This is a genomic window from Leptospira montravelensis (assembly GCF_004770045.1).
In the GTDB taxonomy this organism is placed as follows: Bacteria; Spirochaetota; Leptospiria; order Leptospirales; family Leptospiraceae; genus Leptospira_A; species Leptospira_A montravelensis.
The window spans coordinates 174,056-187,268 of the sequence record NZ_RQFO01000011.1; the positions used below are offsets into that span (position 1 = coordinate 174,056).

The 13,213-nt window shown below is 39.4% G+C and carries 10 protein-coding genes; 6 read left to right on the forward strand and 4 right to left on the reverse strand.

Annotation, left to right across the window (positions count from 1 at the left end):
- Positions 1-12: 12 nt before the first annotated feature.
- Positions 13-2,550 (reverse strand): choice-of-anchor D domain-containing protein, encoded by a 2,538-nt coding sequence (locus EHQ31_RS08860; RefSeq protein ID WP_135568478.1) that lies wholly within the window; start codon positions 2,548-2,550, stop codon positions 13-15.
- 189 nt (positions 2,551-2,739) lie between these two features.
- Positions 2,740-3,399, reverse strand: coding sequence for a hypothetical protein (locus tag EHQ31_RS08865; protein WP_135568479.1), 660 nt, complete (start codon positions 3,397-3,399; stop codon positions 2,740-2,742).
- A gap of 13 nt (positions 3,400-3,412) precedes the next feature.
- On the opposite strand from EHQ31_RS08865, the gene EHQ31_RS08870 reads away from it, so the two are divergent.
- Positions 3,413-4,150, forward strand: a complete 738-nt coding sequence (locus EHQ31_RS08870) for a lysoplasmalogenase family protein (protein ID WP_244247326.1) — start codon at positions 3,413-3,415, stop codon at positions 4,148-4,150.
- A 50-nt stretch (positions 4,151-4,200) separates the two neighbouring features.
- On the opposite strand, the gene EHQ31_RS08875 is transcribed toward EHQ31_RS08870, so the two are convergent.
- The gene (locus tag EHQ31_RS08875; RefSeq protein ID WP_208652755.1) at positions 4,201-5,052 is read right to left on the reverse strand and encodes a methylated-DNA--[protein]-cysteine S-methyltransferase; all 852 of its coding nucleotides are present in this window, start codon (positions 5,050-5,052) and stop codon (positions 4,201-4,203) included.
- 119 nt (positions 5,053-5,171) lie between these two features.
- On the opposite strand from EHQ31_RS08875, the gene hrpB reads away from it, so the two are divergent.
- Positions 5,172-7,637: an ATP-dependent helicase HrpB gene (hrpB, locus tag EHQ31_RS08880; RefSeq protein WP_135568482.1), complete on the forward strand. Its 2,466-nt coding sequence runs from the start codon at positions 5,172-5,174 to the stop codon at positions 7,635-7,637.
- On the opposite strand, the gene EHQ31_RS08885 is transcribed toward hrpB, so the two are convergent.
- Complete coding sequence (locus EHQ31_RS08885; protein WP_135568483.1) at positions 7,619-8,098, reverse strand: hypothetical protein; 480 nt, start codon at positions 8,096-8,098, stop codon at positions 7,619-7,621. The two genes, hrpB and EHQ31_RS08885, sit on opposite strands and share 19 nt — an antisense overlap.
- 83 nt (positions 8,099-8,181) lie before the next feature.
- On the opposite strand from EHQ31_RS08885, the gene EHQ31_RS08890 reads away from it, so the two are divergent.
- From EHQ31_RS08890 to htpX, 4 genes are all read left to right on the forward strand, one after another.
- Positions 8,182-10,068: a polysaccharide biosynthesis protein gene (locus EHQ31_RS08890; protein ID WP_208652756.1), complete on the forward strand. Its 1,887-nt coding sequence runs from the start codon at positions 8,182-8,184 to the stop codon at positions 10,066-10,068.
- Positions 10,065-10,523, forward strand: a complete 459-nt coding sequence (locus EHQ31_RS08895) for a ClpXP protease specificity-enhancing factor SspB (protein WP_135568485.1) — start codon at positions 10,065-10,067, stop codon at positions 10,521-10,523. The genes EHQ31_RS08890 and EHQ31_RS08895 overlap by 4 nt, the downstream gene beginning before the upstream one ends.
- Positions 10,520-12,136, forward strand: coding sequence for an NCS2 family permease (locus EHQ31_RS08900; RefSeq protein ID WP_135568486.1), 1,617 nt, complete (start codon positions 10,520-10,522; stop codon positions 12,134-12,136). The genes EHQ31_RS08895 and EHQ31_RS08900 overlap by 4 nt, the downstream gene beginning before the upstream one ends.
- Before the next feature lie 85 nt (positions 12,137-12,221).
- On the forward strand, positions 12,222-13,112 hold the full coding sequence (gene htpX, locus EHQ31_RS08905) for a protease HtpX (protein WP_135568487.1): 891 nt from the start codon (positions 12,222-12,224) through the stop codon (positions 13,110-13,112).
- Positions 13,113-13,213: the final 101 nt, after the last annotated feature.

The following is a 13,213-nucleotide window of genomic DNA, read 5'->3' on the forward strand; positions in this document are numbered from 1 at the left end:
ATTATCATATCCTTAATACGTCAATGGGTTGTTACGTAAGAGCCACCCCTGCTCGCCTGTTAGTTGTCCTTGGTCGGTAACACCATCTCCTGCCCAGAACATCAAATTGTATCCACCCGCATTGGTAAATCCCGTTCCAATACATTCGTCAATATCAACAACATTATTGTTATAAACTGTATTAGCATACGAGGATGAGCAAGAAGGAGTATCGCGAATTGGATCACGAGCATTTAAACCAGTAGGAGAAAGGGAATTATAACCGCCTCTTTCGTTGATATGAAAAAGTCCCAAAAAGTGTCCGGCTTCGTGTGCCATTGTATTCCCAAGGAAGACCAAATCAGCATTCGAGAGTAAACCTCCAGCGGATCCGGAAGATCTATGCGGTTCGATGAAGAGAATCATACCAGACTTTTTACTTCCTGTAACTCCTGGAAGGCCAGGAATCCCTGAAGAAATTCCAAGAACACCTCCCACTTGGGTTTCATCCGCCGTTAGGTAAATGTTAAGTGATGTTGCTACTTGGGAAGAACCTGTTGATGTATATAGTTTTGTAAGGGAAGCTGTGACATTTCCCATATCATTATCCAAATTCGCTATGGTTTGAAATTCTGCTGCAGTCACAGTAGTGGCAGTAAACTGAAGGTCTATTTTAACAGAGTTTTGTGCATACACTTGGGTCATTCGATCCACTGCTGCTTGAATCCCTGCAACAGTTGGAGTCGCATAGGTTCCAGCAACAAAGATCAAATTAACATTCAGTTTTTTGCGATATGTCCAAACTTTGTCCAACCCATTGGTGGAAGAAGTTCCCTCGGATGAAGTAAATGCTTGGTCTTCCAAAAGCATTGGATTACAACTGGACACCGTTGTGACTGTCGCATTGGTAGAAGCTAACGAAACAATTGTATTCGGTTCAAACTTTAGAGCAAATGTTAAGGATGGATTGTATGTGGGAATCGCTTGTGCTCCATCTTCAAGTGACAAATAATCCGTAGAATAACGCGAATATGGTATCATTCCAGACATGGAAGTTGTACCGCGAGAATCTCTGCTACTCATAAGTGGATTACCATCATAATCATATAGATAACCCAATACTAGTCCCGATGAATTTGAATGTGGTTGGTTCATATAATATACAATACTTGGCCTAGAAACAGTAGTGACTATATCTACTGTACTTCCCCAATATAAAGTTCCGCCATTGATGGCTTGAGAACCTGCATTTGAACTTTTGGTTACGTTTGCAATGATTGGGCTACAGGGAGAAGATGGAACATTCCCGGTACCAGAGAGGTTCACTGTGTAAGTTCCTTCATTATTATCATTATTTGTGATTTGGAAAGTGGAGGTCCTTGCCCCAGCAGCTGTTGGTGTGAAACGAACTTTGAATGTCAAAGTAGAGCCTTCTAAAATAGTATTTGCAGAAGGTTGACTAACAATCTCAAAATCAGATGCATTCCCACCAGTGATCAAAACTCTAGGAGTTCCTGTTAGGTTGAGTGTTGCATTCCCTTGGTTTTGGATTGTGACGGTTGTATCAGAGGTGCCAGTTCCTACTCGCACAGTCCCGAAAGATGCCATAGATCCACCGCTGGCAATATCCACGCTACCTACTTGTAAATTGATTTCTGGGGCTGGGGCTGCTGTACCCGTTCCTGAGAGATTGATCACAAAAGTAGCTTCATCCGCATCGTTCGAAAGGATGTTGAGTGCAGCAGTTTTCGTCCCTGTGGAACTTGGATTAAATCGCATTGTGAACGAACTATTCCCACCAGCAGCAACATTCAAAGGAAGTGTTCCTGGTGTAATTGTGAATTGGGACGTGTCTCCTGAAGCCAATGTGATATTGGAAACATTCAACGCAGCAGTTCCTTGGTTGCGAATGTTGACTGTCACATTGGAACCGGAAAGACCTTCTTGTACGGAAGTAAATGTATAAGTATCACTACTAGTTTTCTCAACGTTTGCCACTGTTACTGAAATCTCAGGTGTTGGTACAGGAGTAGCAGTGCCAGTGATGTTGATTTGGAACGTTGGTGTTGTAGGATCGTTAGAAACAATCGAGATTTGCGCTGATTTAACTCCAACAGCTGCATTCGGGTTGAATTGGATGGTAAAATTCACTGTTTCATTTAGTTCTAATTCTAAATCAGAAGGTTGAACAATCACAAACATGGAAGCATCCGTTCCACTCTTCGTAATTGCTGGTGGACCAACTAAACTGAGTTTCTCTTTTCCGTAGTTTTTAATGGTGAATGTAACTGGGGTTCCTGAAGTACTAATGACTACAGATCCTAAGTTCGCTGTACCAGAATTGAAAATTTGACTTCCGTCTCGAAATAATTGTAACTGTGGAGTTGCAGTTGGTGGTTCTGGAGGATTGGAAACGGTCTCTGGCGCTGCAGATGAACCTCCAAAACCTAACAAAGCAAAAGCAGCTCCTCCACCTCCACCGCCTCCAGCAGGGCAACCGATCGTAAATAATGATATAAATGTTAAGAATATTAGTAGATTCAGTTTATGATTCATAAGCAGTGTACGCATAATTGTTTACCTATAATTTTTTAATACGAATTTCTTTCAACCGTACCTTTGCGTGTTTTGGAATTGGAAACCACGATAAATGTTTTTATAACGAATTCAGAACGTGCATTCTGGTTGGTAACAAAAAAAATAATTTTTGGGGACCAGTGAGACGATTCCATCCCTCACCCGCTACCCCTAGTTTGGCGGTCAGTCTTCTTCAGGCGGACTCACCATACCATTTTTAGGGATTTCCTTACGATGACGAATGTCATTTTCGCACTCCAAATGCCTGTAAGACGATAGAGAGGGAATGGTTTTGTCAGTAATTTTGCTATGATCGAGATCGTATTCCCAGTATTTGGTGAGGTTCCCTTGCCAATCATATGGAACCATTTTGTAAAATAAAAAATCTTTTGTTGGGAAAGATTTTGTTTGTTGGATCTCCAAATGTAATATCCCTTGAAAAAAATTCGGGATAGGGAAAAAATACAAACAACCAACAAGTAACATTTCTTCGTTGTATTCCGATTTCGTAGAAAGAGGCAAAAAAAATGGTTCCTTTGGTTTTGCTAGCGGAAGTGGAAATATACGTAACCTTTGTTTTGTGGTATCTTTGTTATTTTCGAATGTTAAGTTCACAGAAATTTCTTCTACATTCCCTATGGATTGGTCTTTGCCTCGAACCAATCGTAAGACTAAATAACTTTCTTTATCCTCCAAGTTTGTGGGAGAAATTGGAATACTTTTCTCTTTCTCTAAAATAGAATTTGTTATACAATTTGAGTCAAAAAGAAACAGAAGAAGTAAAAAACCAAAGGAGAAAGATCGATTCATCCAACTTACTGATTGCATTCCCTTTTGTTTCATGTTAAAATCAAGTATGGTATACTACTTAATTCTCACAACCATTCCTATAGCCATCATTTCGGCATTTTTTATCCATTGGTATACGTTACAAGGGGAAACAAATCCACTCAAACGTTTAGAACTTTCCCGTGGAATTTATCTAGGTTTTTCCTTTCAAATCCTACTTTTTGCTTGGTTATTATTCCAACTGGGTCATGCGCGATTTTCTTACCCTTTATATGCCATAGGATTTTCTTTTTTAGGAGATTGGTTTAACCTTCAATTTCCGATTGCCACAAAACAAATGGAAGATCCGGTCCTTGGTGGAATTTTTAGTTTTGCCATCGCCCAAGTTTTCTTTTTGTTATCCTTTTGGAAATTAACCACCTGGAATGAAATATATACGGGTGTATTGCCTTATGCGGTAACCATTGTTTTATTGATTTTACCAGCGCTCATTTTTTATTTTAGAGTGTACAATCCCAATCGTTCCAAATGGGTCATGGCCTCTGCGTTTGTTTATGGATTGGTTTTGTGTTTTTTTGTATCCTTATGTTTTAACGCCTATCTAGTATTTGGTGGAGTTTGGATTTATTTAGCCATAGGAGCCGGTTTTTTCCTTCTCTCTGATGCTGTGATGGGAGAAACAACGATCAATGGAACAAGGCACCCTAGGTGGGAATTTCAAGTTCCTTGGGTCACCTACTTGATTGCCCAAAGTTTTTTACTCGTGGGATTCTTTTTAGTTTCTCATACAAGGCATTTAGGTTAAAGAAAACCAAATAAGTATCTATTCGTTTTTTTAGAATTATATTTCAGAAATTACGACAAATCATTGTTTGGTGAAACAAGTTTGGACTGTTCCCAGGCAATGATCATTCGTTTTCGATTCGGATCCCACCTGTATCCGCCAAACAAACCTGAGGTTTGGATCACACGATGACAAGGGATAAGGTAGGCAATGGGATTTTTACCGATTGCGGTTCCCACAGCCCTTTGCGCAGATGGTTGCCCTATCGTCGCGGCAATGTCTCCATAAGTGAAAAGACTTCCCATTGGTATTTTTAATAAAGATTTCCAAACTTTAAATTGGAATTCTGTTCCATAAAGATAAAGGGGAATAGGAGTTTCGGGAATTATAAATTTTTGAAAGTAATCTTTTAATTTTTGGTGTTCCTTAGATTCCCCTTCTTTCCAAATCGCATTTGGAAATTCTTTTTTAGAATCTTTGATCCCTTGTTCCAGTGTATCAATAAATTGAAGGGATTGGATTCCTCGTTCTGATGAAACTAAAAGAATATCTCCAAAAGAAGAAGGAAATACTTCATATTGTAAAATCAATCCTTCCCCTCCTCGTTTGAATTCACCAGGAGTCATGGCTTCTAGTTTAACAAATAAATCATGTAACCTTCCTGTGCTGGATAATCCTAGAGAATACGTTGTATCCAAAAGATTTGATTCTTTTAGCAGCTGTTTGGCGTGTGTTACAGTCACAAATTGTAAAAACTCCTTTGGTGAAACACCAGCCCAAGTCCGAAATACTTTTTGAAAATGGAAGGGACTTAAAGAAACTCGTTCAGCCAAAACATCTAAATTGGGTTGTTCTTCAAAATGTTCCAAAACATATTCGATGGAGTTTTTTATGATTTCGTAGTGTTTGTGATTGGAATCCACAAGGAAATCTTAACGAATTCGATGGATCTTGGAAACCCGATTCTTGTGATTTCAGAAAATAAAATACAAATTGTTTGATTTTTTCTTTAGGAATCCTACCCTCTTCCATAAGTATAAAAGTGTCACCTCCTTTGGATCCATTCCCAGTACTCACCGCCTTACAATCCATTGTCGATTCGATACAAACAAATCCTGTCACCATCTTAGATGCTCCACCAGGGACAGGAAAAACTACGGCTCTCCCAATAGAACTTTTGCGAGCGGGCGTTTCCTCAGGGAAAAAAATCTGTATTTTAGAACCTAGACGAATTGCCGCTAAAAATGCCGCTAAAAGGATTAGCCAAACATTAAATGAAAACCTGGGCGATACGGTCGGTTACAGGGTTCGGTTTGATACAAAGGTTGGAAATAATACAAAAATTGAATTTCTCACAGATGGGATTTTAACTAAAATTCTTCTCTCTGACCCAGAACTTAAAGATTACGGACTCGTTGTCTTTGATGAATTTCATGAAAGGCGAATGGATTCTGATCTTTGTTTTGCTTTGGCGAGACGAACCCAAGAAGTCTTTCGTAATGATTTAAAAATCCTCGTTATGTCAGCCACTTTAGACGGACAAAATTTTGAATCACTAGGGATCCGGTCAAAACCTATTGAAGTTCGGGCGGTCACCCACCCTCTGGAAATTTTTCATATGGGAGATTCCAATAAAAATACAAATCAAAGATTATTGGATCTGATTCCCAAAGCCGTAGAACAAACAGAAGGTGATATCCTTGTTTTTTTATCAGGAAAAAAAGAAATTCTTGATTTAAGGAATAGTTTGGAATCCATTCCTGGCATCAAATCTAACGCGAGTGTATTAGGATTATACGGTGATATGGATTTAGCCGACCAAGAAAAAATCTTTTTACCTTCTTTGCCTGGAAAAAAGAAAATCATACTTTCTACAAATATTGCCGAGTCTTCCGTTACCATTCCAGGAGTTCGCATTGTATTTGATTCCGGTTATGAAAAACACCTCCACTTCGATTCTGAATCAGGTGTTTCTCATTTAATCAAAGAACGTATTAGTTTAAGTAGTGCCAAACAACGGGCAGGGCGAGCCGCAAGAGAAGGAAAAGGTTTAGTTTACCGACTTTGGTCAAAGGAAGAAGAAAATTCTTTTTTAGATCGGACCAAACCAGAGATCCTATCTGGCGATATTGATCGTTTGGTTTTAGAAATTAAGTCATGGGGAGAAGAAATCCAACAGTTGACTTTTTTAGACCCACCTAACAAAGGATCAGTGATTCAAAGTATAACCAGATTGAAACTCCTTGGTTGTTTGGATTCCCAAGAGAACCTTACCTCAATAGGAAAAGAATGTTTAAGATACCCTCTACCAATACGACTAGGGAAAATATTGTCTATCCTACCCAAAGAAAAAGAAAATCTAATTGCCGACATAGTCTCGTTAGTTGGTAAAGAAAATACGGGGACAGTGGCAAAAAACTTTTCAGACGAGACTTCGCCCTCTCCATTTTCCTATGATTTAAAGGCAGTTTATGAGCAAATCTTGCGTATTTACAGGGAAAAAACTGACTTTTCTGTTATAAAACCAAATCAAAATCGACTTTATTATTTGTCCTCTGGATTCCCGGATCGAATCGCAAAAGGTAAAGTGGGAGGAGGGAAAAGTTTTAAACTTTCCAATGGGAAACTCGCCACCTTAAACACAACATCCATCCAAATCCCAGAATATATTATAGTTTTAGATACTTTTTCTTTCGGCCAAGAAATTTACATCACACAGTATCTTCCAATCGAAGAAATAGAAATTGAGAAATATTTTTCCAATCTCATATCAATCAAGGTTGTTTCAGATCAAAGAACCAACCAAAGAGGGGAATCATTTCTTGTTGTCAAAGAGGAAAGAAATTTAGGAGATTTGGTCTTAGATTCCAAAGAAACAAACCATCCAAACCAAGAGATACTGAGTTTGGCACTGGAAGGATATCTAAATCAATCTTCCCTAGAGGAAGAATGGAAAAAAAATCAGGAGTTAATCCAATTCTACAACCGTGTGAAATTTTTAGAACGACATGAAGTTCTTAATACAAAAACAGATTTCAACCATTTAAAACAAAATTTCAAAGAATGGTTATTTCCTTTTATCAATTTTGATTCTGGAAAACTTTCTTTAGACAGACTCCCTTATTTGGAAGCATTCAAATCCTATGTGGGATATGAAAACTTGAGTTTGATTGATTCAGAGGCGCCAATATCCATCCAAGTTCCTTCAGGATCTAAAATCCCATTGCATTATGATGGAATCGAACCTGAACTTCATGTCAAATTACAAGAGTTATTTGGACTAAAATCCTTGCCGAAACTGGCAAAGGGGAAGGTAAACATTCTCATTCACCTACTCTCCCCTGCAAGAAGGCCAGTGCAAATTACCAAAGATTTAGAAAGTTTCTGGAACCAGGGATACCATGAGGTAAAAAAAGAGTTAAAGGGAAGGTATCCGAAACATCCGTGGCCTGACAAACCTTGGGAAGCAGTTCCTACCAAACATTTAAATCACACCAAACGTTCGTAAGTGGAGACCCAACCTTTTTTATTCACAAAAAATTTAATTTTGCAACTAGGGCAGAGGTAATCTCCCGCTAGTTTCCAACGAAGGAGAGTTTGGCACTCAGGGCAATGGATGGTTTTTTCTTCCGACTTGGGGGTAAGTTCGTTTGCAGGAGTTTCGTTTAAAATCAGAGATTCTAGAGAATGGATACAATCAGATTCCGTTGGATATAAAACGAGAAGGGAAGAAACTTCCTCGGAATCCGGCACTGTCAGCCCAAATCCGGCGACATGGGAGCCTGTTTCTTTGCAGCGTTCAGCCATCTTTCTGATGAATTCCAGACCCACTTCCGTAACTTCTTCGACTTCCGAAAAATCAAGGCAAAAAAGAGAGGGGGAAAGCGTTTCCTCTTTCAATTTTAAATAGAGTTCGGAGCCAATTTCCGCAGAAAATGTTCCCGCTAAGCGGAAAAGAAGTGATTTCAAACAGGTTTTTCCTCTTTTCTATTCTTCGGAAGAGATTCTGTATTTACAAGGAATTTTGTTCCAAATACCCTTATTTATCAGATATGAAATCGATTCCGAGACGATACTGGGTTTTTCCTGTAGACATACTCTTTATGTTCTTGTCGTATTTTCTCGCACACCTTGTGCGTTTTGAAAATATACGATTTTTAGATAATTATCCAGACTTTTGGGTCTGTGCCACAATCGTTGTGGTTTCGCGCAGTTTGGTTTTTTTATTTTCTGGAATATACAGATCTCTTTGGTCCTATGCTTCCTTACACGATCTACTCGCAATCATCAAGGCAACGGTTTTATCGTCTCTAGTTTCCACTCTTGCCCTACTTTTTTATAATCGATTCTATCAACTCTCACGAATGGTGCCTATTTTAGACACACTCATATTACTCGGGTTTTTATGTTTGCGAAGTTTGAGTTGGAGGATGTTAAGAGAACAAATTTTTAGTTCTGAAAAATCCAAACGAGGAACACCTGTGATTCTCGTTGGTGCCGGAAAACTCGGTAGTTCTTTCTTAACAGAGATCAGGCGAAATGTTGACTTAGATTACCAACCCATTGGATTTTTAGATGATAACCTTTCCAAAAAAGGTGGATACATCCAAGGAGTTCCCATTCTAGGATCCACAGACGAAATTGGTAAAGTTCTTGTTCAATACGGTGTAAAAAAAGTGATTATGACCGTACCCCAACCTGACGGGCGTGTGGTGAGTAAACTCAAAAAAGAATGTGAAGGTGCCGGTGTTGATTTTAAAATTTTACCAACGTTTGGTGAGTATTTATCGGCAAAACCAAATATTACACAACTTCGTGAAGTGCAAGTGGAAGACCTTTTAGGCAGGCCCACAGTCGATTTAGAAATTGAATCCATTCGATCTTATTTAGAGAAACGTGTCATCCTTGTTACTGGCGCTGGTGGTTCCATCGGTTCAGAAATTTGTAGGCAAGTGGCTCTTTTTAAACCAAGTGTACTTGTTATTTTAGATGCCGCCGAAACTCCGTTATACGAAATTGATTATGAACTTAGAAAAAGTTTTGCTGATTTAAATATTGATATTCGGCCTGTTGTAGCTGATGTCAAAAACCTTTCTCGTATTTCTGCCGTTTTTGAAGAACATCGCCCTTCTGTGGTTTTTCATTCGGCTGCATACAAACATGTTCCTATGATGGAAATCAATCCATCAGAAGCAGTTTTAAATAACGTAATGGGAACTAAAAATGTAGCAGACGTTTGTCGCCTCATTGGTGTGGATCGTTTTGTTCTCATTTCTACTGACAAAGCTGTAAATCCTGTTAACGTAATGGGAGCTTCAAAACGTGCCGCCGAAATTTACCTGCAACATATTTCTCAAAATTCAAGGACTAAATTCATTACAGTTCGATTTGGGAACGTCCTCGGTTCTAATGGAAGTGTGATCCCACGTTTCAGAGAACAAATCAAACGTGGTGGTCCAGTTACTGTGACTCATCCGGAAGTCATTCGATACTTTATGACCATCCCTGAAGCCACACAACTTGTGTTACAGGCTGGAAGTATGGGAGAACATGGAGAAATTTTCCTTTTGGATATGGGAGAACCTGTCAAAATTTTATCTTTAGCAGAAGAGATGATTCGTCTTTCAGGTTATACTCCTCACAAAGATATTGCCATTGAGTTTTCTGGGCTACGTCCAGGTGAAAAGTTATACGAAGAACTTCTCCTAAACCAAGAAGGGATTAAAAAAACTCACCATCCAAAAATTCGAATTGCTGCCCCTTTAGAAAACTATAACCTACTTCTTTTCCAGAACAAACTAAACCGATTATTTTCGCTTGCAAAAGCCAATAAAAATAGAGAAATTTTCGGAGCATTCAAAGACATTATCCCTGAATATAAAATCCACGATGAATATATCGAGTGGGAAAAAACTTCACATGGTAAAAGGAATTTATGAGTCAAAACCTCACGCAGGAAGAAATCACAACATTACGTGAGTTTAAAAGAGATTTATTCAATCTTTATTGGGAACGGTTTGGAGTATTTTATATCCATGTAATGCCACATCCAAAATTAGAAATTGGTAAACGTGGTTTACTCAATGCAGAAAAAGAATCTGGCATCGTACTCGTGTTTGGTGACAAAGCTGTAAAAGTTTTAGATAGCAAACCAGATTACTTGTTTGCAGAACTTCAATTTGGGTCCGCTTGGGAACCTACTGTGATTCCTTGGGATGCAGTATTTCGTATTTACGATAAGTTTCAAAATTCCGCAACTCAACTCAGATTTTTGCAAGTGGAAGTGGCACCTGGTGCAGAAGAAACCAATACGAAACCTAAAGTGGCAAAACCTGAGATTACAGGGGATGGGAATGTGATACGTGTTGATTTTGGAGGGAAACGAAACGAATGAATTTTTTTACCATCACTAGAGGAGACCTCGACGGTTTTTTTGGCCTCATGGTAGACAACCTCATCCAAATTTTGGTACTATCTGCCCTTTGCATCGGAGTTTGTGGTTTCCCCCTGATTTTTGTTACCTCCGTAGTTTTACCGGGAGCAGCCGTCTCTTTACTTGTTGGCAATGTATTTTATGCATGGCAGGCTTGGAAATTAGGTCAAAAAACAAAACGAACTGATGTTACCGCCATTCCTTATGGAATTAATACTGTTTCCCTTTTTGCATTCGTATTTTTTGTTATGTTCCCCACCTATCAAGCAACAGGTGATTATATTGCCGCTTGGAAAGCAGGTCTACTCGTTTCTTTTATATCTGGCTGTATTGAAGTCATAGGTTCTTTTGTTGCTGCCAAAATTCGTAAATATACACCTAGAGCCGCATTACTTTCTGCTTTAGCAGGAATTGCCATCACATTTATATCGATGGACTTTTTACTTCGAACTTTCGAAAGACCAATTATCGCCCTTATTCCGTTAGGCGTTATTTTGTTACAATACTTTGGGAAAGTTCGTTTTCCTTTTGGAATTCCCGGTGGATTACTTTCCGTTGTTCTAGGAATTCTATTATCTTTCCTTTCTGGTTTTTGGGGAGATCCCGTTTACAAACCGGGAGCTGTCCAAAGTGGGTTAGAAACTCTGGGGATTTATTTCCCAAAACTTTCCCTAAGCCCCCTACTTGATACTCTAACCTACGCCAACGTAAAAGCTTACTTTTCTGTCATCCTTCCGATGGGAATTTTTAATGTGATTGGTTCTCTCCAAAATATTGAATCGGCGGAAGCCTCAGGCGATAGTTTTGATACAAAAACCTCTCTCCTTGTGAATGGTCTTGGGACTCTGGCGGGCACTGCCTTTGGTTCCCCATTCCCTACTACGATTTATATTGGTCACCCAGGTTGGAAGGCACTTGGAGCTAAACATAGTTATTCGATGTTATCAGGAGTATTTATGACTTTCGTAAGTTTATTTGGACTTATGGGACTCATCCAAGCTCTCATTCCCATAGAAGCCGGAATGGCCATTGTACTTTGGATAGGAATTGTGATCACAAGCCAAGCCTTCCAGGCGATTCCCAAACACCATTCTCCTGCTGTCGTTGTTGGACTTTTACCAGCCTTTGCTGGTTGGGCAGTCCTTATCATCCAAAATGTTTTTATCTTTTTAGATGGAAAATTACAGTCAACCTTACAAGAGTTAGGTGTGAAGCAAACAATTCATTTTTCTTTATCAGACATTCCTCCTCATTTACCTTTTCTTCCTTATGCACTAAGCGGTTTACTTGCCTTGTCACAAGGATTTCTTATCACTTCCATGATTTGGTCGGCGATGGTAGTTTTTGTTTTAGAAAGAGAGTGGAACCGCGCCGCCATTTGGGCAATGATTGCTGCAGTCCTTTCCATGATCGGCTGGATTCATGCCTATGAACTACAAGGGAATGCCATTCTCAACCGGTTTACAGAATTAGCAAACTTTGACTTTCCGATTGCCTATTTATCCCTAACTACCTTATTTTTATTGGTTTGGTTCCTGGATGCCAAAGGAAAAGCGGGAAAATTAGAACATTAATTTGCTTGTAATCTTTTGATAAAACAAGTACTGTTTTAGTCTAATGAATAGGTCTTACAAAGGACCGTAAGGAGAACAATTTCCTATGACTTGGATCAAACGAATCGGTTTTTTCCTGTTAACCAATATTTTGATTATGACTACCATCTCCATCGTGACCACATTACTTGGTTCGATGGGATTTAGTATCCGCGCCTATGGTTTGGATCTAACTAGACTCATTGTATTCTGTTTAATGTGGGGTATGGCGGGATCTTTTATTTCGCTCTTACTTTCAAAAATGATGGCAAAATGGACGATGGGCGTAAAAGTCATCGATCCGAAAAAAGCTTCCGCTCCTGAGATGGATGTATATCGTCGTGTGCAATCACTCGCACAAAGAGCCCACCTTCCTATGCCAGAAGTGGGGATTTACGAATCTCCTGAAGTGAATGCGTTTGCAACAGGCCCAAGTAAATCGAGTGCACTCGTTGCGGTATCTACGGGACTTCTTGGTCGTATGAATGCCCAGGAACTAGAAGGTGTGCTTGCTCACGAATTGTCACACGTTGCCAATGGTGACATGGTGACACTCACTCTGATCCAAGGTGTTGTGAACTCCTTTGCTATGTTTTTCTCTCGTATCATTGCCTACATCGCATCAAACGCAGTGAAAGAAGAGATGGCACAAATCGTAAGAATTGTTGTCACGATAGCACTAGACATTGTTTTCTCGATCCTTGGTTCGATGGCAGTGGCTTACTTCTCACGCCAAAGAGAATTCCGTGCTGATGCTGGTGGCGCCAAACTTGCGGGAAGAGAGTCCATGATTTCTGCATTGGAATCACTTCGTCAAATGGTGGAGATGCCCGAAGATCCAAGAGGAGAGGCTTTGGCTTCCCTTAAAATATCTTCCAACAAAGGGGGGTTTCTTTCCCTATTTGCAACTCACCCTGCCTTAGAAGAAAGAATCTTAGCTCTCAAACAAATGAGATAAAAGTTTCAAAAGATACAGTATTTACGGTATCTCAAAAGGAAAGGTCGGCAATTTGCCGGCCTTTTTTTATTGCAAAGGCCTAGTCTTCTTTGGTTTCATCC